Origin of the sequence: Clostridium sp. (assembly GCF_047718555.1) — a bacterium.
Classification (GTDB): Bacteria; Bacillota; Clostridia; order Clostridiales; family Clostridiaceae; genus Clostridium_I.
In genome coordinates, this window is sequence record NZ_JBDNRK010000001.1 from 161,905 (window position 1) to 184,558 (window position 22,654).

Annotated in this window: 18 protein-coding genes, 1 riboswitch and 1 other annotated feature; of the genes, 3 read left to right on the forward strand and 15 right to left on the reverse strand. The window is 31.7% G+C overall.

The features are described 5' to 3' along the window. Positions 1-3: 3 nt before the first annotated feature. The 7 genes from purH to ABF633_RS00690 form a co-directional block, all read right to left on the reverse strand. Positions 4-1,506: a bifunctional phosphoribosylaminoimidazolecarboxamide formyltransferase/IMP cyclohydrolase gene (gene purH, locus ABF633_RS00660; protein WP_415521013.1), complete on the reverse strand. Its 1,503-nt coding sequence runs from the start codon at positions 1,504-1,506 to the stop codon at positions 4-6. 183 nt (positions 1,507-1,689) lie between these two features. Beyond that, a complete protein-coding gene (gene purN, locus ABF633_RS00665; protein WP_415521015.1) occupies positions 1,690-2,307 on the reverse strand; it encodes a phosphoribosylglycinamide formyltransferase in 618 nt (205 codons plus the stop codon). Next, positions 2,295-3,290 (reverse strand): phosphoribosylformylglycinamidine cyclo-ligase, encoded by a 996-nt coding sequence (purM, locus tag ABF633_RS00670; RefSeq protein ID WP_415521017.1) that lies wholly within the window; start codon positions 3,288-3,290, stop codon positions 2,295-2,297. The genes purN and purM overlap by 13 nt, the downstream gene beginning before the upstream one ends. A 20-nt stretch (positions 3,291-3,310) precedes the next feature. Beyond that, positions 3,311-4,720: an amidophosphoribosyltransferase gene (gene purF / locus ABF633_RS00675; protein ID WP_415521018.1), complete on the reverse strand. Its 1,410-nt coding sequence runs from the start codon at positions 4,718-4,720 to the stop codon at positions 3,311-3,313. A gap of 23 nt (positions 4,721-4,743) precedes the next feature. Further along, positions 4,744-5,454, reverse strand: coding sequence for a phosphoribosylaminoimidazolesuccinocarboxamide synthase (purC, locus tag ABF633_RS00680; protein ID WP_415521020.1), 711 nt, complete (start codon positions 5,452-5,454; stop codon positions 4,744-4,746). Continuing rightward, on the reverse strand, positions 5,454-5,933 hold the full coding sequence (purE, locus tag ABF633_RS00685; protein ID WP_415521022.1) for a 5-(carboxyamino)imidazole ribonucleotide mutase: 480 nt from the start codon (positions 5,931-5,933) through the stop codon (positions 5,454-5,456). Before purE ends, purC begins: the two co-directional genes overlap by 1 nt. A gap of 380 nt (positions 5,934-6,313) precedes the next feature. Further along, positions 6,314-6,414, reverse strand: a riboswitch (purine riboswitch). A 267-nt stretch (positions 6,415-6,681) separates the two neighbouring features. Beyond that, positions 6,682-10,443: a phosphoribosylformylglycinamidine synthase gene (locus ABF633_RS00690; protein WP_415521024.1), complete on the reverse strand. Its 3,762-nt coding sequence runs from the start codon at positions 10,441-10,443 to the stop codon at positions 6,682-6,684. Positions 10,444-10,716: 273 nt separating this feature from the next. Next, positions 10,717-10,957 (forward strand) — a binding site (T-box leader). A gap of 57 nt (positions 10,958-11,014) precedes the next feature. On the opposite strand from ABF633_RS00690, the gene ABF633_RS00695 reads away from it, so the two are divergent. Then, positions 11,015-11,533: a tryptophan transporter gene (locus ABF633_RS00695; protein WP_415521026.1), complete on the forward strand. Its 519-nt coding sequence runs from the start codon at positions 11,015-11,017 to the stop codon at positions 11,531-11,533. A 231-nt stretch (positions 11,534-11,764) separates the two neighbouring features. Here the strand turns inward: ABF633_RS00695 and ABF633_RS00700 are convergent, their stop codons facing one another. Beyond that, positions 11,765-12,085, reverse strand: a complete 321-nt coding sequence (locus tag ABF633_RS00700; RefSeq protein WP_415521028.1) for a 5-fold beta-flower protein — start codon at positions 12,083-12,085, stop codon at positions 11,765-11,767. Positions 12,086-12,419: 334 nt separating this feature from the next. Here ABF633_RS00700 and ABF633_RS00705 point away from each other — a divergent pair, with 334 nt between their 5' ends. Together ABF633_RS00705 and ABF633_RS00710 are read left to right on the forward strand one after the other, a co-directional pair. After that, positions 12,420-12,827, forward strand: coding sequence for an ArsR/SmtB family transcription factor (locus ABF633_RS00705; RefSeq protein ID WP_415521031.1), 408 nt, complete (start codon positions 12,420-12,422; stop codon positions 12,825-12,827). A 157-nt stretch (positions 12,828-12,984) separates the two neighbouring features. Further along, positions 12,985-15,270: a heavy metal translocating P-type ATPase gene (locus ABF633_RS00710; RefSeq protein WP_415521033.1), complete on the forward strand. Its 2,286-nt coding sequence runs from the start codon at positions 12,985-12,987 to the stop codon at positions 15,268-15,270. 75 nt (positions 15,271-15,345) lie between these two features. Here the strand turns inward: ABF633_RS00710 and ABF633_RS00715 are convergent, their stop codons facing one another. From ABF633_RS00715 to ABF633_RS00745, 7 genes are all read right to left on the reverse strand, one after another. Then, positions 15,346-15,795 (reverse strand): hypothetical protein, encoded by a 450-nt coding sequence (locus tag ABF633_RS00715; protein ID WP_415521035.1) that lies wholly within the window; start codon positions 15,793-15,795, stop codon positions 15,346-15,348. A gap of 87 nt (positions 15,796-15,882) precedes the next feature. Further along, the gene (locus tag ABF633_RS00720; RefSeq protein WP_415521037.1) at positions 15,883-16,773 is read right to left on the reverse strand and encodes a L,D-transpeptidase family protein; all 891 of its coding nucleotides are present in this window, start codon (positions 16,771-16,773) and stop codon (positions 15,883-15,885) included. A 227-nt stretch (positions 16,774-17,000) separates the two neighbouring features. Next, positions 17,001-18,134, reverse strand: a complete 1,134-nt coding sequence (locus ABF633_RS00725) for a hypothetical protein (protein ID WP_415521039.1) — start codon at positions 18,132-18,134, stop codon at positions 17,001-17,003. Between the two features lie 234 nt (positions 18,135-18,368). Next, on the reverse strand, positions 18,369-19,046 hold the full coding sequence (locus ABF633_RS00730; protein ID WP_415521041.1) for a hypothetical protein: 678 nt from the start codon (positions 19,044-19,046) through the stop codon (positions 18,369-18,371). Next, a complete protein-coding gene (locus ABF633_RS00735; protein ID WP_415521043.1) occupies positions 19,043-20,473 on the reverse strand; it encodes an ATP-binding protein in 1,431 nt (476 codons plus the stop codon). Before ABF633_RS00735 ends, ABF633_RS00730 begins: the two co-directional genes overlap by 4 nt. Before the next feature lie 3 nt (positions 20,474-20,476). Next, positions 20,477-21,124 (reverse strand): response regulator transcription factor, encoded by a 648-nt coding sequence (locus tag ABF633_RS00740; RefSeq protein ID WP_415521045.1) that lies wholly within the window; start codon positions 21,122-21,124, stop codon positions 20,477-20,479. Between the two features lie 231 nt (positions 21,125-21,355). Continuing rightward, the coding region (locus ABF633_RS00745) for an ATP-binding protein (RefSeq protein WP_415521047.1) at positions 21,356-22,654 on the reverse strand (1,299 nt) is incomplete at its 5' end.

Consider the following 22,654-nt stretch of genomic DNA (forward strand, 5'->3'; position numbering starts at 1 on the left):
AATTTAGTGTTTAAAATGTCTTATTCCTGTAAGCACCATTGCTATGCCATGTTTGTTGCAGGCATCAATGGAATCCTGATCTCTTATAGAACCGCCAGGCTGTATTATTGCCTTTATATTGTGTTTAGCTGCTTCTTCTACTACATCATTAAATGGGAAGAAAGCATCTGATACAAGTAGGGTACCATCCTTTGCTCTATCAAGAGCCTCAATTGTTGGCCATATTCTGTTTACCTGTCCGCCGCCAATTCCTTTAGCCATTCCATTTTTAACTACTAGTATGGCATTGGACTTAACATATTTCACCACTTTCATACCAAATAAAAGCTGCTTTAATTCTTCTTCTGTAGGCTTCTTCTCTGTTACATATTTCAATTCATCTATAAGCTTATCATCAGAACTCTGTACTAAAATTCCACCATCTACTTTAGCATACTCTCTATGATCCTGTGGCTTGTGCTCTGCCTTTATAACTCTTAAATTTTTCTTTGTCTTTAAAATTTCCAGTGCAGCTTCATCGAAATCAGGGGCTATTACTATTTCAAGGAAAATCTTCACAAGTTCTTCTGCTGTTGCTGCGTCTAATTTTTTATTAACGGCAACTATACCACCAAATATAGAAGTAGGATCACATTCAAAAGCACGAACATAGGCATCATGAATATTATCAGCTATGGCAGCACCACAAGGTGAATTATGTTTTAATGCACAGCACATAGGTTCTTCAAATTCACATGCTACCTTCCAAGCTATATCCATATCTTTTATGTTGTTGTAGGAAAGTTCTTTACCATTTAGCTGCTGAAAATCCTTCATAGCACCATTTGTAGCTGTAGATACATAGTAAGCAGCACTTTGATGAGGATTTTCACCATATCTTAAATCCATAGATTTCTTGTAAGACATATTAAGATATTCCGGATAAACTTCATCTCCCAATAAGAATCTACTTACAGCTGCATCATAGGCAGCCATTAAATTAAATACTTTACCGGCAAATTTTTTCTTGCTTTCAAAATCCACTTCTCCATTTTTATCTATCTGATCTATTACATCTTCATAATCCTTAACATCTGTAAGCACAACTACATCTTGAAAATTCTTTGCAGCAGCTCTTATCATGGTAGGGCCACCGATATCTATAAACTCAATTTTTTCTTCAAAAGTTAAATCTTCCTGAACTTTATCAAAGAAAGGATAAAGATTAACTACTACTAAATCAATTGGCTTGATTCCCTTGTCTTCAATAGCCTTCATATGCTGAGCATTGTCCCTTATAGCAAGTATACCTCCATGGATATTAGGGTGAAGCGTCTTTACTCTGCCGTCCATCATCTCAGGAAAGCCTGTAACTTCCTCTACTTCTGTTACAGCTATGTCATTTTCTTTTAAATATTTGTATGTACCGCCAGTAGAAATTATTTCCACATCTTTTTTAATAAGAAATTTAGCTAAATCAAGTACTTTATCCTTATTATATACACTGATTAATGCTCTTTTAATCATATATTTAAATACCTCCATTAAATATTTTAAATACTTTTTTTGTTTACTTGGCCGTTACTTCAATTGAATATTAAAGTACATAATTATCAGATAATATAAGGCATCATAAAAGAAATAACCAGTATGAATATACTCAATCTAAGTTCTTTTCAGATGCCCTATTTATTATATCTTACCTTAAAATTAATTATTTTCTATGAACACTTTTCTCTCTTGAACCTTAACTTTATTTTCCGCTATAAGTTTAATAGCCTCTGGTAAAGCTTCATGCTCCTTTTCCAGTACTCTTTTCTGAAGTACTTCTGCAGTATCCTCAGCAAACACTGGCACAGTCTTTTGTATTATAATTGGCCCTGTATCCGTTCCTTCATCTAAGAAATGCACGGTGCAGCCAGAAGCCTTAACCCCATAACTTATTGCAGCTTTATGTACATTTAACCCGTACATCCCCTTGCCGCAAAAAGAAGGTATTAGAGAAGGGTGAATGTTTATTATCCTATTTTTAAATTTCTTTAATAAATCACCTTTTAAGATGGATAGAAAACCTGCTGTAACTATTAAGTCTACACCTTTTTCCTCTACAACTTTTAAAATTTCATCGGATAATTTATCACCATACTGCTTTTTATTTAAAGCTATAGCATATATATTATTTTCTTTAGCTCTTTCTATTCCATAGGCTTTCTCACTATCACTGATTACCATTTCAATTTTACAATTCAAATATCCTGACTTTACTTTATCAATAATAGATTGCAGATTAGTTCCTCCACCTGAAATAAGCACTGCTATTTTAAACATACACCTTTGCCTCCTGCTTCAACGTAACCAATTTCAAAGGCTTCTTCTCCAAATTCTTTTAATGTATCTATTACTGCAGCTTTATCTTCTTGCTTTACGCATAATACAAAACCAATACCCATATTAAAAGTATTATACATATCTTCTTCTTTTACTCCAAGAGACATTAAATACTTGAATATTTCTGGAACTTCATAGCTGTTTTTATTTATTACAGCTGTAAAATCTCCCTTGAACATTCTTGGAATATTTTCATAGAAACCACCACCAGTTACATGTGCCATACCTCTTATTTCAAATTTCTCCATAAGCTTTAATACAGGCTTTACATATATCTTTGTTGGTTCAAGAAGAACTTCTCCAATTTTTTTACCATGAAAATCAATTTCTATATCAGGTACTAATTTTCTTACAAGTGAAAAACCGTTACTGTGAACACCTGAAGATGCAATTCCAATAAGTACGTCTTTGTCTTCAATTTTACTTCCATCTATAATTTCATCTTTTTCAACTATACCTACCGAAAAACCTGCTAAATCATAGTCTCCGTCCTTATAAAATCCTGGCATTTCAGCTGTTTCCCCACCTATAAGTGCACTTTCAGCTTGAAGACAACCCTCAGATACACCCTTTACGATTTGTGAAGCAGTCTCAGCTGAAAGCTTACCACAAGCCATATAATCAAGGAAAAATAATGGCTTTGCACCATGACATAAAATATCATTGACACACATTGCAACGCAGTCAATACCCACTGTATCATATTTTTTCAACTTAAATGCTATGGCAAGCTTTGTTCCAACACCATCTGTACCAGAAACAAGTACAGGATTTTTATAATTCCCTAGAGCAAACATTCCTGCAAAGCTACCTAAATTATTTAAAACATCCTTTGTGTAAGTTTTTTTAGCATAGTTCTTTATTTTGCTTACAGTTTCATAGCCTTCTTCAATATTTACACCAGCGTCCTTATAAGTTACCATTAGTACACAACCTTTCAAAATTATACTTCAAATCTTTCCTTGTCAACTTCCATTGGCGCTGACACAGGATATACCCCTTTTAAACATCCAAGGCAGAAATTATTTTTCTCACCCAAACTCTTTAAAAGTGAATTTATGCTTAAATATGCAAGACTGTCTGCGCCTATAAACTCTCTTATCTCTTCCACAGTCTTATTTCCACCTATGAGTTCTTTTCTGGAAGCTATATTTATTCCAAAATAGCATGGATATTTTATAATAGGAGAAGATACTCTAAAATGAATTTCCTTTGCTCCTGCTTTTCTAAGTATATCTACCAATTTTTTACTTGTGGTTCCCCTTACAATGGAATCGTCTATAATAACTACTCTTTTTCCCTCAATATTTACCTTCAAAGGGTTTAATTTTACAGCAACAGCTTTTTCTCTAAGTTCCTGAGTAGGTGATATAAAGGTTCTTCCCACATATCTGTTCTTTATAAGTCCTATGCCATAGGGTATTCCAGAAGCCTTGGCATAGCCTGTAGCTGCTGCAAGTCCTGAATCTGGTACACCAATTACTATATCAGCCTCTACAGGAGCTTCTCTATAAAGTTCTTCCCCTGCAAGTTCTCTTGAGTTGTATACACTTATCCCATCTATAACACTATCCGGTCTTGCAAAATATATATACTCAAAAACACAAGTTTCACATTTAGTCTTTTCTGCAAAATTTATGCTTCTGATTCCCTCTTTATCTATTATTACAATCTCCCCGGGATTTACATCTCTTACAAATTCAGCACCTACTGCATCAAGTGCACAAGTTTCTGAACACATTACATAACTATTATCATCAAATTTACCTATGCAGAGAGGTCGTATACCGTTAGGATCTCTAACTCCGATTAATTTATCCTCTGTTAAAATAACAATGGCAAAGGAACCTTTAATAGCCTGAATTGCATCAGCTACAGCATTTTCTATACCTTTTTTTGCATTTTTAGCAATCAATTTCAGTACAACTTCAGTATCTATTGAAGTTTCAAATGAAGTTCCACCATACTGCAATAGTTCTCTTATAATATCAGTATTTACAAGATTTCCGTTGTGAGCAAGAGCAATAGAACCTAATTCAAATTCATTAACTATAGGCTGAGCATTATTGGCACAGCTCCCACCAGTAGTAGAGTATCTTACATGACCTATTGCAGAATTTCCAACCATTTTGTCTAAGCTATCATTATCAAACACATCTGTTACAAGCCCCATACCTTTATGAACATCAATCTTACCATTATTGCACACTGCAATACCAGCACTTTCCTGTCCTCTGTGCTGAAGTGCATACAATCCATAGTATGTCAAATGCGATACATCTATATTCTTATTTGAAAAAATTCCAAAAACACCACATTCTTCTTTAAGTTTATCTTGTTCTAAATCTATCACAGTAAACTCCCTCTCTTAAAAATTTATTTTCCTGCGATTCTCTTTAATATTTCAACATAAGCTTCTTTTACATTGCCCATATCTCTTCTAAATCTATCTTTATCAAGTTTTTCATTAGTTGTTGCGTCCCAAAGTCTGCAAGTATCTGGAGATATTTCATCTGCTAATAGTATTTCTCCATTAGAAGTTTTACCAAATTCCAATTTAAAGTCAATAAGTTTAATATTTTGTTTTAAGAAAAATTCCTTAAGTATTTCATTTACCTTATCAGTCATGGCATATATAGTCTTTAATTCCTCAAAAGTTGAAAATCCCAAAGCAACTGCATGAGTATCATTTATTAAAGGATCATCATAATCATCATTCTTATAGCATATTTCAAATACTGTAGTCTTTAATGGACTTCCCTCTTCAACCCCAAGTCTTTTAGCCATACTTCCTGCTGCTACATTTCTTACTATAACTTCTAGTGGAACTATATCAACTTTTTTGCAAAGTTGTTCTCTATCATTTAGTTTCTCTATAAAATGTGTTTTTACACCATGTTTTTCTACAAGTTCAAATAACATTGAAGTTATACTGTTATTTAATTCACCCTTATCTTCTATCTGTCCCTTTTTTACTCCGTTGAAAGCTGTAGCATCATCTTTATAATAAACTATAACTTCATCCTCTTTATCAGTAGCATAAACCTTTTTTGCTTTTCCTTCGTATAATAATTCTTTTTTTGTCATTATAATTCCACTCCTTCTTCATTTTCGCTTATAAATTTGCTTTTCATATCTTTTCTATATTGAATTAGTTTTTCTTTTAACTCTGGATATTTTAAAGATAACATTTGAACTGCTAACATTCCTGCATTGTAGCTATTATTTATTCCTACGGTAGCTACCGGAATTGATTTTGGCATTTGAACTATAGATAAAAGTGAGTCCAATCCGTTAAGAGCTGCATTTATTGGTACTCCTATTACTGGAAGTGTGGTATGTGAAGCAATTACTCCTGGCAAATGTGCTGCAAGTCCTGCCCCTGCTATTATGCAATCAAAGTCTTCAGTTTCTAAATCTTCAATTACCTGAGCTAATTTTTCTGGAACTCTGTGAGCTGACAGTATATGAACTCTATATTCAATATCGAATTCCTTAAGAGCTTTAGCAGCACCCTTCATCTTATCCACATCTGATTTACTTCCAAATATTATTGCAACTTTCATTTATAAATTCCTCCTATACTACTTATGCTGGACTAAACAAATATAATTGTTTGGTTCTCTGCACACTTTATTATTAAACATCTTTTACCGATTATTTCCCTTAAGATGTCTTATGCTAAAATATTAATTATAATTAGTAATCAGTATAAATCAATTATTTGATTTATTGTATTTTATGTTACATGATTTATTTGTCAATAATTGCTAATCTTGTATGAAATATTGCTGAAATGTGTTTATTTTTGTCAATAAATCAACATATTAAAATTCGACTTATTATTTATTCTTAAATGCCTAAAATTAAAAATGCTCCAAAATGAATATGGAGTAAATTCACTTATAGAGCGCTTAACAGAGAGAGTTAAGAAATCCTAACCCTCATGATTTATAAATTTACCCATAGCCAAAAAGTTTAAGGCTTTTTGTAGAAACTCCCGAACCCTATTATCAAGATTATATGGATGCATATTTAATTTTTTAATTAGCCGCAAATAAATACTACCACTAGACTTATAAAAAGTCAATGTATTTATAAGGCTATTCATAATAACATTCGTACATATACCGTATATTTAATGCTTTTCAATATTGTTTATTCGTAATATATAGATTTTAAGCAAATTTTGTCTATATGTTTTACTTGAAATGTACAGTTAATCATTGAAATATGCGCTTGAAATTTAAATTATATGCTATTCAAATTTCATTTTATTATAAAAGTCAAGCGCACATCCTGTCAATCTATGTCTTATTTGAAATATTTTACACCAGATTCAAATATCTTCTGATCCTTGTTTCCAGGTATATTTTTTGCAATATTACTTCCGATTCTCTCACTGTGTCCCATTTTACCTAGTATTCTTCCATCTGGACTTGTTATACCCTCAATAGCCTGCATAGATCCATTTGGATTAAAATCAATATCATAAGTTGGGTTACCCTTAAAGTCCACATACTGAGTAGCTACCTGACCATTTTCAAAGAGTTTTTTAATTACATCCTCTTTTCCAACAAATCGTCCCTCTCCATGAGATACAGGTATAGTATAAACTTCATTACAATTAACCTGATTAAACCATGGTGATAATGTAGAAACAATTCTTGTATCTACCATTTTAGATACATGTCTTCCTATATTATTGTAAGTAAGAGTAGGACATTCCTCGTCGATTTCTCTTATTTCTCCAAAAGGTACAAGTCCTAATTTGATTAACGCCTGGAAGCCATTACATATACCTAGCATAAGTCCATCTCTCTCTTTAAGAAGCTTCATTATGCTCTCTGCAATTTTAGGATTTCTTAACACTGAAGCAATAAATTTACCTGAACCATCAGGCTCATCTCCAGCACTAAAGCCTCCTGGAAGCATAATCATCTGCGCTTTATCAATTTCATTAGCTATAAAATCTACAGATTCCTTTATAAATTCAGGAGTTAAATTTTTAAATACTTTCACACTAGTCTCTGCTCCTGCTTTTTCAAAAGCTCTTGCTGAATCATACTCACAATTTGTACCAGGAAATACTGGTATAAAGACTCTTGGTCTTGCATATTTTATAGTTGGTGATTTCGTATTTCTATTGTCAAACACAGCTTTTTCTATATCTTTACTGCTTACCTCTGTTTTTGTTGGGAATACCCCTTCAAGAGTTTTTGTCCATTGCTTTAATAATTCATCTATATCTAAATTAAATTTTTCATAGCTAATAGCCGCTTCATTAGTAGTTTTTCCTAGAACTACATAATTAACTCCATCCATGATTTTTTTCACATTTTCTTCTTTATCTATTTCAAGAATTATAGATCCATAAGATGGTTCAAATAAAAGTTCTTCATCCACATTTTTATTAAAGGCAAAGCCTATTTTATTTCCAAGACACATCTTTGTTACAGCTTCGCAAACTCCGCCCTGCTTTACAGTATAAGAAGAAAGTACTCTGCCCTTTTCAATTAATTTACTGATTTTCTTATAATTCTTCTTAAGCACTTTAAAATCTGGTAATTCATTTTCATCTCTCACTGCTTCAACCAATACTACAGTATTTCCTGAATTTTTAAATTCCTGAGATACAACCTTATTAGCATCTACTACATCTACTGCAAAAGCAACTAAAGTAGGTGGTACATCCATATCTTTAAAAGTACCTGACATACTATCTTTTCCGCCTATAGCAGGTATTTCAAACATCTTCTGAGCATGATATGCTCCAAGGAGCGCTGCAAGAGGTTTTCCCCATCTTTCAGGCTCAGTCCCAAGTCTTTCAAAGTATTCCTGCAGTGTAAGTCTTATACTATCGTATTTACCGCCACAAGCTACTACCTTTGCTACAGCTTCTACCACTGAATAAACTGCTCCATGGAAAGGACTCCAGCTTGACAAATTAGGGTTATAACCATGAGCCATAACTGTTGCTGTATTAGTTTCTCCCTTTAAAACAGGCACCTTAGCAATCATGGCCTCTGTAGGAGTCATTTGATATTTACCGGCAAAAGGCAAGAACACACTGCCTGCTCCTATAGTACTGTCGAATCTTTCCACAAGTCCCTTTTGACTGCATACATTTAAATCCTCCAAAACTGACAGCCATTTTTTCTTTATATCTTTTACTTTTTCAGTTTTAGCAAAATAATTCAAGGATTTCTTTGGTTTTTTAACATATACATCTATTTCCTGTCTTACACCATTAGTGTCCAAAAAGTCTCTGCTTATATCAACTACATAGTCATTTCTCCATCTAAGTTTCAATCTTCTGTCATCAGTTACCACAGCTACCTTTACTGCTTCTAAATTTTCTGCAAGAGAAAGCTGAATAAATTTATCTGCATCTTTTTCCTCTACAACTACAGCCATACGTTCCTGAGATTCTGATATGGCAAGTTCAGTACCATCTAAGCCCTCATATTTTTTCGGTACTAAGTTTAGATTTATATCAAGACCATCGCTTAATTCTCCTATAGCAACAGAAACTCCACCTGCACCAAAATCATTACATCTTTTTATAAGTTTACTTACTTTAGGATTTCTAAATAATCTCTGTATTTTTCTTTCTGTAGGAGCATTTCCCTTTTGAACTTCTGCTCCACAGGTAAGTATGGATTTCTCATCATGTTCTTTAGAAGAACCTGTGGCTCCACCACAGCCGTCTCTACCAGTTCTCCCTCCAAGTAATATTATTATATCACCAGCCTTAGGCTGCTTTCTAACTACATTTTCCTTTGGCGCTGCTCCAATAACTGCTCCAACTTCTAATCTCTTTGCTACGTAACCTTCATGATATACTTCTGTTACCTGACCTGTAGAAAGACCTATCTGATTGCCATATGAGCTGTAACCCTTTGCTGCTCCCACAGTTATCTTTCTTTGAGGTAATTTTCCCTGAAGTGTATCTTCTATTTTTGTTCTAGGATCTCCGCTTCCTGTTACTCTCATTGCCTGATATACATAAACTCTTCCTGAAAGAGGGTCTCTTATACATCCCCCTATACAAGTTGCTGCTCCACCAAAAGGCTCTATTTCTGTAGGATGATTATGAGTTTCATTTTTAAACATAATTAGCCATTTTTCTTTTCTGCCATCAATGTCAACTTCTTTTTCTATACTGCAGGCATTGATCTCATCAGATGCGTCCAGATCTTCAAGCTTTCCATCCTCTTTAAGTTCTCTCATAGCCATAAGTGCCACATCCATAAGACATGTAACTTTATCTTCTCTTTTTAATTTTGCTTTTGAATTATTGTATTCTTCAAAGGCTTCTTTAACTGGCTTATTGAATTTACCCTTTTCAAATTCTACATTATTTAGCTTTGTAGCAAAAGTAGTGTGTCTGCAGTGATCTGACCAATAGGTATCAATTACCTTTATTTCTGTATATGTTGGATTTCTTTTTTCTGTATTCTTAAAATATTCCTGACAAAACTTAAGATCTGCAAGACTCATGGCAAGACCTTCATTTATTCTGAATTGCTCTAAATTTTCCTCTGATAAGTTTGTAAAATCCTTTAAAACTTTTACGTCTTCTGGAAGTTCAACTTCTGTTTCCAAAGTTTGCGGTTTCTTCATTACTGCTTCTCGTGAATCTACTGGATTAATACAATAATTCTTTATCTTATTTCTTTCATCCTCAGTAAGCTTTCCCTCTAAAATATATAATTTTGCAGTTGCTACCTTGGAAGCTTCATTTTGTGATAATATTCTAATGCACTGATCTGCTGAGTCTGCTCTCTGATCATATTGTCCTGGCAGATATTCTACTGCAAAAGTACTATCATTATCTTTAATATTTATATTTTCTTCAAACACATTATCAGTTACAGGTTCAGAAAATATTATTTTTTTTGACTTTTCAAATTCCTCATCTGAAATTCCACTTATATCATATCTATTTACAATTCTGATATTAGATAATTGACTAATATTAAGATTTTCTTTAACGTCATTCAGCATCTCAAGTGCCTCTACATTAAAGCCTTGTCGTTTCTCTATAAATATTCTTCTAACTTTGTTATCCATATTAATTCTCCTTATATAGATATTTACGAACAATAAATTCGCAATAAATAGTTTCATTCGTACTTAGTTATTATAATATATAATTTTTCATAAATAAAGCTTTTGTTAAAATATTATTAGTAAATTATAGATTATTCAATTAGCAATTGAAATTAATTTTCTCAAATATCCAAAAAACTATTAATAGTACAATTCCCCGCATAAATTTGTATTATAAAAAGTTGTTGACATTTATTTTTCTTTACAGTACAATTTTAGACAATGCAAGATTATAAATATTCAATGATAGGGGATAGTAATTTTAAGGATTGCTTAAAGAGAGCCGAAATTGCTGGAATTCGGCAGCATGAATTATTATGAATGGGCCCTTGAGAAATAAATCGAAATCTGTTAAGAAAGTAGTGGTTATCGGAAGCCTACCGTTAAAAAGGTTAGAACATATTTGTGTTCAAAAATAAGTTGTGTATTTTATACATAAGTTAGGTGGTACCGCGATTATAACCTCGCCCTAATATTTTAGGACGAGGTTTTTTGTATTATATATAATTTATTATTAGGGAGTGGATTAAAAATGAGTTCAAAAAATGATGTGAGAAAACTAGTGACAATAGCTCTTCTTCTTGCCATAGGAATGGTATTATATCAAATAACACCTGGTGTTGTAATGGGAATGAGACCGAATTTTCTTTTAGCCATGATGTTCATAGCAATTATATTAGCTGATGATTATAAGCTAACTATTTTAATCGGACTTGTATCAGGTATATATTGTGCAATTATCAGTACCTTCCCAGGTGGACAGGTTGGTAACATTGTTGATAAGCTTATTACCTGTCAGGTAGTCTTTCTAATGTTTAAAGCAATGAAAGACAGAATACCAAAACAAATTATGGTTGCTATTATAGGCCTTGTATGTACCGCAGTAAGTGGAACAGTTTTCCTATTAACTGCTTCAGTTGTAGCAGGTTTACCAAAATCATTTACAACTCTTCTCCTAGCTGTAGTGCTTCCAGCCGTTATAGCTAATGCTGTTATATCTGTAATTTTATACAATGCCGTGAATATTAGTTTAAAATATTCTCGTAGATAAGCAGTGAACTCGTTTCAGCAAGCTGAAACATCGGTAAATCAGGTGGGGGAGTCTACCCCACCTGATTGGAAAATTCCACCTTCGCTTCGCTTAGAGGTGGAGGTCTGAACCTTTCAGTCAGGAAAAGATAAAAAATAGTCTTAACAATATTGTCTATAGTGATAAGTAATTCTTAATACATGGTAAAGCCTAAAGCTAGTACAAAAACTAGCTTTAGGCTTTAATGTTTCTTTAGAATATACGTCTGCGTCTAAATAAACGTCTAAGAATTAATAAAAGAAAAATAGTACCAAGCAATCCACGAAATCCTTGATTTCCATATCCTATATAATTACCACTCATATCGTATAAACGGTAGCCGTTGTAATATCCAACAGGCGTGCCATCCATTGTATAAACAAATCCATCAGATACATATGCCATAGGGTTATAATATCCATCGTAAAGTACAGAACCGTCAGTATATCCCATAATATTATAACATTCATCATAAATTACATTGCCATCAACATAACCATAAAGTCTATCTCTGGAATCATATACTTTTTCCATAATTTCATCACCTTTTTATCATTTTATTGTTGTACAGAAAGTATAAGAATTATCGCTTTCTATGAAATCGAAAAAATTTAATTTTTCTAGTATAGTATATGTAGTGTGAATATTTTTGTTAAACTCCAACTTGACTGTTACTACAATACCATATTATCAAAGACAAAAGTTGATGACAGAATTTTAGGTGTGTAATTAAATCAAGAACTCTGTTTATCAAATCATCTTAAAAGTGATCTTTATTTAAGATTTTCATACTAAAAATCCATAAAATTTATTGACTAAAATCGAAATTAATCATATATTATATATATACATATGAACACATGAACATATGAGCACATATAATATTGTAAAGGAAGTGGTTTATTTGGCTAATAAAGAAGTTGAAACTATAGAAACATGCAACTGTACTGTGCTTCACGAAGATATAATTAATAAAGTTAGAGAAAATATGATTAATGAAGAATTACTCTATGATTTATCCGATTTATACAAGGTATTTGGTGATACTACTAGAGTTAAAATTCTTCATGTACTATCTATATCTGAAATGTGTGTATGCGATATATCAAATTTACTTGGAATAAAACAGTCTTCAGTATCACATCAATTGAAAACACTAAGACAGGCTAAATTAGTTAAATACAGAAGAAACGGCAAAATAGTTTATTATTCTTTAGATGATAATCATGTGGAACAAATATTCAATCAAGGATTAGCACATATAAGAGAAAAATAATATATTATCTTATAAAGCTAATGATACTAATTTAATGTGAATATAAAAGCCTTATATAACTGCAGTAATTTTATATAGAAACACTTTCACTTTTATTGGAATGCAATTTATATTAAATAGTCCTGGGACAAGTTAAAATAGAGATGGAGGGTTTACATTGAATGCGAAAAAAAGAGAACTCATATTAGAAGGTTTATGCTGTGCCAATTGTGCAGCTAAAATAGAGAATAAATCAAAAAATATATTGGGAGTAAGTTCAGCAAATATAGACTTTGTATCAAAAAAGTTAACTTTGGAAATTGAGAACGAAAATGAAATTATACGTATCCTTGAGGAAGCTAAAAGCATTGTAAAGAAAATAGAACCGGATGTTAAAATAATAGATACAAGTATTACAAATATTAATACTGAGGCTGATGAGGAAGATAATTTCAGCAAGAAAATTAAATTTGTCGCACTGGCTGTAGGGATAATACTCTATATAGTTACTTTCTTCCTGGCAGATAGTTCTAACGTAAAGATTATTTTTTCTATAGCAGCTTATCTCTTAATTGGTGCTGAAGTTTTAATTAAATCTTTTAAAAATATAATTCGCGGAGAAGTCTTTGATGAAAATTTTCTCATGAGTATTGCAAGTATTGGTGCTCTTGCAATTAAACAATATCCTGAAGGTATAGCAGTTATGCTTTTCTATCAAATCGGAGAAACTTTTCAGGATATGGCAGTGGACAGATCCAGAAGGTCCATAACAAAGCTTATGGATATAAAGCCTGAATTTGCCAATCTTCAGGTTAACGATGATTTTAAAAAAGTACATCCTGAAGATGTAAATATAGGTGATATTATTCTCATAAAACCTGGTGAAAAGGTTCCTTTGGATGGTACTATAATAAAAGGTGCTTCAATGGTGGATACTTCCGATCTTACTGGCGAATCTCTTCCAAGAGAGGTGAACGTAGGAAGTACAGTACTTGGTGGTTTTATCAATAACAATGGTGTACTGACAGTTAAAGTTACTAAAGGTTTTGGTGAATCCGCAGTATCAAAAATACTGGAATTGGTTCAAAATGCTAGCAGTAAGAAAGCTCAAACAGAAAATTTCATAACTAAATTTGCTAGATATTATACTCCTATAGTTACACTTTCAGCTGTACTACTTGCTGTAGTCCCTACTTTTGTGATCCCAGGAACACATTTTTCTCAGTGGCTATACAGAGCTTTAGTTTTTCTAGTTGTATCCTGCCCTTGTGCCCTTGTAATTTCTATACCCTTAGGTTTCTTTGGAGGTATAGGGGGTGCTTCAAGAAAAGGTATCCTTATAAAAGGAAGCAATTATTTAGAGGCTCTTTACAATGTAAAAACTGTAGTCTTTGATAAAACAGGAACCCTTACAAAGGGCGTATTTACTGTTACTGAAGTAAACAGCAGAAACAATATAACAGAGGATGAATTACTGAAATATGCTGCTCTTGCAGAAAGCTATTCCAATCATCCCATAGCAAAATCTATTTTAAAAGCCTATGAAGATAAAAATGGTAAGCTTGAAAAAGTGCATAATAACGATATTCCCGCTTGTAAGATGAGAGCTAAATGTCAGAATATTATTCCAAATACCATAAACTTAAAAAAATCAAATAATTCTTCTACTGATAAAATATCAAAGGCAATTTTTAAGCCTTGCAAGCATAAAAACAGCACTAACCGTGATACTTTAAAATACAGTGAACTTGCTGGTTATGGCATAAAGGCAATAATAAAAGGTAAAAATATTCTTGCTGGTAATGCAAAGCTGATGAAAAATGAAAATATAGCCTATGAGGATGTAAATGCTATAGGAACTATAATTCATATAGCAATAGATAATGTCTATGCTGGATATATTGTAATTTCCGATGAATTAAAGAATGATTCAGCTAGTGCAATAAAGGCTTTAAAAAACCTAGGCATGAAGAAAACAGTTATGCTTACTGGTGATACTTCCTCAGTTGCTGCTGAAATAGGAAATAGATTAGGCATAGACAAAGTGTACTCAGAACTTCTTCCAAATGAAAAGGTAGAAAAATTTGAAATGCTATACAGCATGAAAACACCAAAGGAAAAAATATTATATGTAGGTGACGGAGTAAACGACGCTCCTGTGCTGGCAAGAGCCGATGTAGGTGTTGCCATGGGTGGTCTTGGCTCAGATGCAGCTATTGAGGCTTCTGATGTAGTAATTATGACTGATGAACCTTCAAAGATAGTAACTGCTATAAAAGTAGCAAGAAAAACTCAGTATATTGTATGGCAAAATATAATTTTTGCTTTAGGCATAAAGGTTGTAATCCTGGTTCTAGGCGCCTTAGGCTTTGCAAATATGTGGGAAGCTGTATTTGGAGATGTGGGGGTGGCGCTAATAGCAGTGCTTAATTCCATGAGAGCTTTGAATGTGAAGAAGCTGTAGAAGTTTATCCCATAATAGTACAGATTAATAAATAAAATAATAAAACTTAGTGAGAGTTTGTAATATCACTAAGTTTTATTGTTTTAAAAACTTTTTAATGCTAGTTGATATTGGTACTTGATATCTTCTAAATAGTCCAATTAAAAAATCTTTTTCATATTCACTAATTGGACTTTTAAAATACAAAAATAATCCTCTTCCACTGCCTTTTACTTCTATAAATGATAGCACAGATTCTAATGCAGAAAAAAACATACTTTCATCTGCTTGAGTATAAAATCTAGGTCCAAATGGTAGTTTAATTTCTATAGTATTTTCATGATGTTCTTGCTTTTTTTTCTTCATTTTTTCTTCTCTATTGAAATTTAATAATAGTTCTTCTATAAGTAAAAATGCCTTTTCTTCCATTGGTGCATTTTGCCATTCATCATCAGAGCAATTCTCCGGTGGTGAAAACTTGTACATTTCTCCTGGCATATAAAAAATAATTTCTTTTATTCTATAAATCAAATCACTTTCATTCATAGTAACCTCTCTTTAAATCTTTTTATAAATATATTTTATCATATTACCATTGGAAGTTTTGAAATTATTTAAATTAAAAAATATTTCTTATCTTATCCAAATACCAGATCCTATAGGAATATTATTATAAATATATTTTGCATTCTCAAGGCCTAATCTTACACAACCATGAGAAGCAGATTTACCCAGTGTACCATCTATCAGATTCCCTTTTTTATCAAACAAAACACTATGAAATAAATAATTACCTTGTATTTGAGTATAATATTTACATACAATTCCATTTGGTGTTTCAAATTGCGGTCCTTTGATTCCCACAAAAAAATGTCCTGTAACTGTTGGTGTACCCCCTGTTCCTGAGGAACAAGGGAAAGAGTTCATTAACTTCCAATTACCATTGCTGCCATTAAAAATGTATACCCTTTGCTCTGATATACTTACCATAACATAATAATCAGTATAACTTCGAGTATTCAATTTATTTACTATACTTTCAACTCTGGCTGAATTAGCATTAGATATTACTTGTGCTGTAGGTTCATACATTACATCTGGTGTAGGCTCCTTCTTTAAATCTTCTAATGTAGCTCCCCCTACTATTCCATCATTAATGAGATTATGTCTGTGTTGAAAATCCATTACAGCATACACTGTCTGTTCTCCGAAGTTTCCATCTTTGTCCACAGAATAGCCAAATTTACTAAGCCTCTTTTGAATCTCTTTTACATCCTCTCCCTTATCTCCTGCCTTAAGAACATCTCTTGATGGTGGAGGTGCTGTCTTTTTTTCTTCTACAGAGGGTAATTTTATATTACCTGTATTATTTATATTGGGATTATCCGTTTTGTCATCTGTATTTTTGTTAGCAGATAATTTCTGTGCTGATGCACTACCTATATTGGATAAACTACTGGTACATGCAGAAAAACTAAATATTATTATTATCCCCAATATTCCTATTAATAAAATTCGTTTCATAATCATCACTCCATCCCCTCATCATATTGTTTTAATTGATAAAATCTACCCTTTAATAATAATGACGATAAAAAGCCGTAATATGTTACAGATAATAATTTAGAAAGCAAACAAATACAAATAAATTTTGTATTGTCTGCTTTTACTCTGTGAAAGCGATTCACACAAAATCCAAAATTTTGGTTTTCTGCTTTTCTAAGGGATAGGATAACAGTGCCATGCTCCTGCTAACGAATTTCTTTCCCATCTAGTGCGTTAATACGTACATTAGTATAAGCTTGTCTTACATCATTTCCTTTCTTTACTTTCTCATTAATATTAAAAAGCCATGTAGGTACTAATTCTATATTTCGATTTTCTTCTTTGGAATTAGTTAATACAGGTGAATATACTAAAGAAATACTTGATACTACTATTTTATCTGATAGTAGTACATCAGAGTATTTTTTCTCAAGGCTGTTAAGTGCCTGAGATATTGAAATTAAAGGTAAATTACTTCCTTTAACGGATTTTTCTTGATATATTTTACCATCTATAACAAAGGATTCTATACCATTTTTAGAAATAAGTATTTTTATCTCACTTCCTTCTACCAAAGTATCTGCATTTGCAGCTGCATAACCAAATGGCTCACTGGAAATACCTCTAATGGAATTATGAAAAACCATGTAATAACTGTCATCATCACTGCTCCAATTATCTTTTAACTTAATCTTCCTCAAATCTAAAAAATATTTAAAGCCTTCATCTTCCTTTATAAGTCTCTCTTGTTCTTGTTTAATAGTTTTATTATCCAGTGCATATACGGTAGGTGAGCCATAAGGTGTAATATTTAGCTCCATCAAAACTTTACGTGCCTTTTCAATTGCTTTTTCTCTTGTCATAAAGCTAAGATCTTGAACTTCAAATTTATCAATATTACCATTGGGTAAAGTATTTATAATCTCATTTATATACCCAGCTAAAGGTGTACGAAAGCTAAATGCACCTACTGTATAGACGTCTAAAATTTTGTTACCAATAGAATAGCTTGTATTTTCTCCTAATTTTTCTTTTTTTACTTCACCAGACCCTAAAAATATATCACATAGTTTTTTTGGATCAAATGCAGTACCTTCAACCTGTAATATGGCTGCACTATTTATATTAGGCTTGTCTACCACTGCATCTACCTCCATATTATTTCCCAGCGATGCTTTATATTTCCCTGACGAATATACACTTAACTCCTTACTATTTACCTCCGTATTATTTTTTGTACCTTTATCTGCTTTTATAAATTCTCCATTGGCAGATATTGAAAAAGTGAGAATAAAAGAAATTGTTGTTAGACTTAATAAAACCTTAGTTAGTTTTGGCATTATCTTAACGACCTCCTTATTTAAATAAAAAATACCAGCAATCTATGATCACTGGTATTATAGTAACAATTCAATTTTATGAAGTTTTCATGAAATTGTTGTGAAATTGTAAAATTTATTTATGATAATTATGATAAATAATCAATGTAAAGATAGTAATACTTATCATCTGGAATTTTTTATCTTTGCAAATATATTTAATTGAATAATAATTCCCGCGTATCCTTTACTTAATTAATCTATCCAAGCTCCTTTCATATTCAATAAATAAAGTTTATTTTCATGCATGGTAAAGGATAAATATATCGGCTGAGATTTAACTGATAATCTGGTTATTACTATATCACGTTCTCTCAACTGCCATGTATAATCATCCTCATAGCCTAAACTTTGAAGAATATCTTTTGCTGCCTGAGAAGCTTCTGCTTTAACTGTTTCATTATTTAAAGCCGCACTGGATTTTGTATTAAAATCTAACATTTGAAAACCTAGAAGTTTACCACTTGGAGCTATTAGATATTCACCACCAGCGTAATAAGTTTGTGCAGATGGATTTTTTGCTCTTAATTCTACTCTCCAAAAATTCTTATTTTTTTGAAGTATATTTACCTCATAATCCTGAAAACTACTGCCAAAGAGTAGTTTTTCATATTTTTTTGCCATGCTTTCTGCATCCTGATCACTTTTTACTATTATAATACTTTTCGTTTTAGTATCCTCCAATAAAGTTTGAACTTCAAAGCCGCTTATCTTATGGATTGCACCTGTATTTTTATTGTTAATTGTCATTAATAGAGAAGGTATCATTAGTTTACTCAGTACAACTGTCAGTATAACAATGAGAAACAGCGCTATTGTTATAAATAATGTTTTATTATGGTAAATTATTTTTCTTTTATAGTTCTGTTTCACTGCTTCTCCTCCTCTTTTGTAAAAATAATTGATACGCAGGTGCCCTTGCCTTCCTTACTTTTTATATTAATTACAGCATGATGTAACATAGCAATTTCATGACAAAGACTTAACCCAAGGCCTGCACCATTGTGTTTACGGGTTCGAGCTTTATCTACCATGTAAAAAGGTTCCAGTATATATGATAACTCCTTTTCAGGTATGCCGAAGCCTTTATCTATAATTTTAATAATAATTTTATCATCCTGTTCTTTAGCTGTAAGATAGATTTCATCCCCTGCTTTACTGGCTTTTATAGCATTATCCAGTAGATTTGTCAGAAGAGTTTTAAAAAGTTCTCTTTCTACATTTAGAGAAATATTATCACAATGAAGTTTCAATACAATATCTTTTTCTTTTAACCGTAATTTAAGGATATTATATATCTGTTCAAATATAATATTTAATGGTGTGTCTTTAAGTTCAAGTCCCCCACTTTTAAGATGGAACATATTCATGAGCTTATGAGACATAGAAGAAAGTCTTTTCCCTTCACTGGATATATAACTAAGCCCTTCATCCATTTCATAGGGTTCCTGTTTTACTGTACGCATAAGATCAGCATAGGCTATAATAGAAGTAAGAGGAGTTCTTAATTCATGAGTAAAGTTCTCCACAAATCGCTGCCTCTGATAAGCTATCTTCTTTAATTCTTTCTCCCTATTATCTATTGCTTCTGCCATAAGGTTTATTTGTGAAGTCAAATGAGAAATTTCATCATGCCCCACTAAAGGTACTCTTGTGGAGTAATCCCCCTCTGAAATACGTCTGGTAATAGTTTCAAGCTTTCTGAGAGGTTTAGTAAGAAGATATGAAATAATACCTAATATACCTGCAGCAACAATGCAAATTATAGTTCCAAACTTTATATAATCATTTATTCTTTTATTTTGATAATTATATTCTTCGGTAATATTATTTATGGTATACAGATTAAAGGAATCCTCTCCAACTTTAAAGCTATTTCCAGCAATAATCACTCTGTCTTTATCCAATTTATACATACCATAAGAGATGTCTTTATCAAGACTATTCATAGTTCCTTCTATGTGATTTCTTACTGCATCACTGGTATTAGAAAAAATTATTTCATTATTAGCATTTGTAACCATAACCTGCCTTGAATTATCCCTTGTCTGGGTAAGTTTTAATATAATATCTGATTGATAAACCTTATATATATCCGGTGAATTTCCCAATTGATTTTTCCAATAAACAAGGCTAGTATATAGAGACTGCTGAAAGGATTGATGAGATAACAGTGCAAAGGAATTTTCTCTTTTTACCATGTCACTATAATCTCTGCTGAGCCATAGGATACCAATGGCATTGAAAGCCATGAATAATACTATATATCCGCTAAGAAAAATTTTTTGCCAAAATCTCATATCCTACTCCAATCTATAGCCAGTTTTAAAAATTGTTTTAATTTCATTTTTCCAGCCCAATTTTTTTCTTATGCGCTGCACATGAGCATCTATAGTTCGAGTTTCTCCCACAAAGTCATAACCCCAAACCTTTTGCATAAGAACTTCTCTTGTCAAAGCTATATGCCTATTATGTATAAATAAAATCAGTAATTCATATTCCTTAGGCAGCAGTTCTATCTGTTTACCATTCTTTATAACTTCATGACTATCCAAATTAATTTCCACATCACCGTATATAATTTTATCTGTAAGTTTGTTATTTCTGTTTAATACAGCCCTTATACGTGCCAATAATTCCTGATACTCAAAGGGTTTGGTAATATAGTCATCTGCCCCTAATTGAAAACCTTTAAGTTTATCTTCCAGTTCATCTTTAGCTGTTAAAAAGATTACAGGTATGTTCTTAGGTTTAAGAAATTTTATCAAATCAAAGCCATCTAAGTAAGGAATCATAATATCCAATAACACTAAATCAAATTTATCTATTTCAATTTTTTGCAAAGCTTCTTGTCCATCATAAGCTGTTTCTGTATCATAACCAGCCACCTTTAAATATTTGCATATTACATTAGAAATAGGTATTTCATCTTCTACTACTAGAATATTCACTAAATCACCCTCATTTTCATGGATATGTACAACATTATAACATTTCCTCTTACATCAGGCGGATTTTTTATTTAGATTTTACAAAATAAATACATCTTAACTTTTTAGATAAGCTAAAAAGGAATGCTTAAAAACACTCCTTTCTATTGCCATAATAGCTTGACTTCTTTATATTCGTATCTAGCAATATTTACAATACAGCTGTATATATGCTTTCCATTATAATTTACATTACTTAATTCTTTTAAATTTAACTATAACCTTAAATAAATCTCCATCAATATTAATATCAATTGAACCCTGTTCAAGTTCAACTATGCTCTTTGCAATGGCAAGTCCAAGTCCAGAACCTTCAGTACTTCTTGAACTGTCACCTCTCTTAAATCTTTCAAATATCTCCTCAGCATTAAAATCAAGTTCATAAGCAGATATATTTTTAATTGTGAATATTATATTTTCATCTTCTTTCTTAAGATCTATATATACTCTTGTATTAGACTGAGAATATTTCAATGCATTATTTATTAAATTATCGAATACTCTCCAGGTTCTCTTCCCATCCAAATTTGAATACATTTTTTCTTTCGATATATTTATTTTAAATATTAAGTTTGAAACTTCAATTTTATGATTAGCCTCTCCTAATACTTGCTTTAATAAAGAAGTAATATCTATTTTTTCCATATTAATTTCAATATTTCCACTGGAAAGTTTTGAAGCTTCGAACAAATCCTCTATGAGCACCTTAAGTCTTTGAGATTTTTTATCCAATATACCTATATAATTTATTCTCTCCTGCTCCGTTACATCCTCCGCTTTTAGTAAATCCACATAATTTATTATGGAGGTAAGTGGAGTTTTTAAATCATGGGATACATTGGTTATAAGCTCTGATTTTAGTCTTTCACTTTTAACCTGCTGCTCAAGAGCCTTTTTAAATCCAAGCTTCATATTATTTATATTGTTTGCCAGCTTTGCCATGGTACTTTTACCTGAAATTTCAACTTCATAATTGAGGTCACCACTTGTTATTTTGTCCGTCACATGGGCTATTTTACAAAAATTCAAAAAAGTTTTTAAAATATATAATGGTACAATTACAATATAGATAATATAGCAAATGAATAGAGGGTAATATTTATGAAATTTACCAATATATACGCCAAAGCCTATAGTAGTAATAAAAATAACAATTAGTATAAATAAGTTTTTCTTATATTTTAATCCATATTTAATTCTTGATAGAAAAGAACTTACTACAGTAACCTTAATTTCTTCTTTCAATTTAGTTTTGTTTTTTGCTATCCCAACTATATTTGCTAAAATAAGTACAGGAAATACAATAAGTATTGAAACTAAGGTAAGTCTCAGAAAATGTTTAATATTTATGGGTGTATAGAAAAAACGTAAATTATATATATAAATAAATGCCATTAAAGCTGAAATAACAAAAATAACTCTTCTTAAATCTATAGGTATTTTCTTAATTAATGGAAATATTTTTTTTATTAGAATTATATGATGTAATAT

Bases quoted from the DNA above. Each gene is read 5' to 3' on its own strand.
- purH (WP_415521013.1), bottom strand. From the start codon at position 1,506: ATGATTAAAAGAGCATTAATCAGTGTATATAATAAGGATAAAGTACTT.
- purN (WP_415521015.1), bottom strand. From the start codon at position 2,307: ATGTTTAAAATAGCAGTGCTTATTTCAGGTGGAGGAACTAATCTGCAA.
- purM (WP_415521017.1), bottom strand. From the start codon at position 3,290: ATGGTAACTTATAAGGACGCTGGTGTAAATATTGAAGAAGGCTATGAA.
- purC (WP_415521020.1), bottom strand. From the start codon at position 5,454: ATGACAAAAAAAGAATTATTATACGAAGGAAAAGCAAAAAAGGTTTAT.
- purE (WP_415521022.1), bottom strand. From the start codon at position 5,933: ATGAAAGTTGCAATAATATTTGGAAGTAAATCAGATGTGGATAAGATG.
- ABF633_RS00690 (WP_415521024.1), bottom strand. From the start codon at position 10,443: ATGGATAACAAAGTTAGAAGAATATTTATAGAGAAACGACAAGGCTTT.
- ABF633_RS00695 (WP_415521026.1), top strand. From the start codon at position 11,015: ATGAGTTCAAAAAATGATGTGAGAAAACTAGTGACAATAGCTCTTCTT.
- ABF633_RS00700 (WP_415521028.1), bottom strand. From the start codon at position 12,085: ATGGAAAAAGTATATGATTCCAGAGATAGACTTTATGGTTATGTTGAT.
- ABF633_RS00705 (WP_415521031.1), top strand. From the start codon at position 12,420: ATGAGCACATATAATATTGTAAAGGAAGTGGTTTATTTGGCTAATAAA.
- ABF633_RS00715 (WP_415521035.1), bottom strand. From the start codon at position 15,795: ATGAATGAAAGTGATTTGATTTATAGAATAAAAGAAATTATTTTTTAT.
- ABF633_RS00720 (WP_415521037.1), bottom strand. From the start codon at position 16,773: ATGAAACGAATTTTATTAATAGGAATATTGGGGATAATAATAATATTT.
- ABF633_RS00725 (WP_415521039.1), bottom strand. From the start codon at position 18,134: ATGCCAAAACTAACTAAGGTTTTATTAAGTCTAACAACAATTTCTTTT.
- ABF633_RS00735 (WP_415521043.1), bottom strand. From the start codon at position 20,473: ATGAGATTTTGGCAAAAAATTTTTCTTAGCGGATATATAGTATTATTC.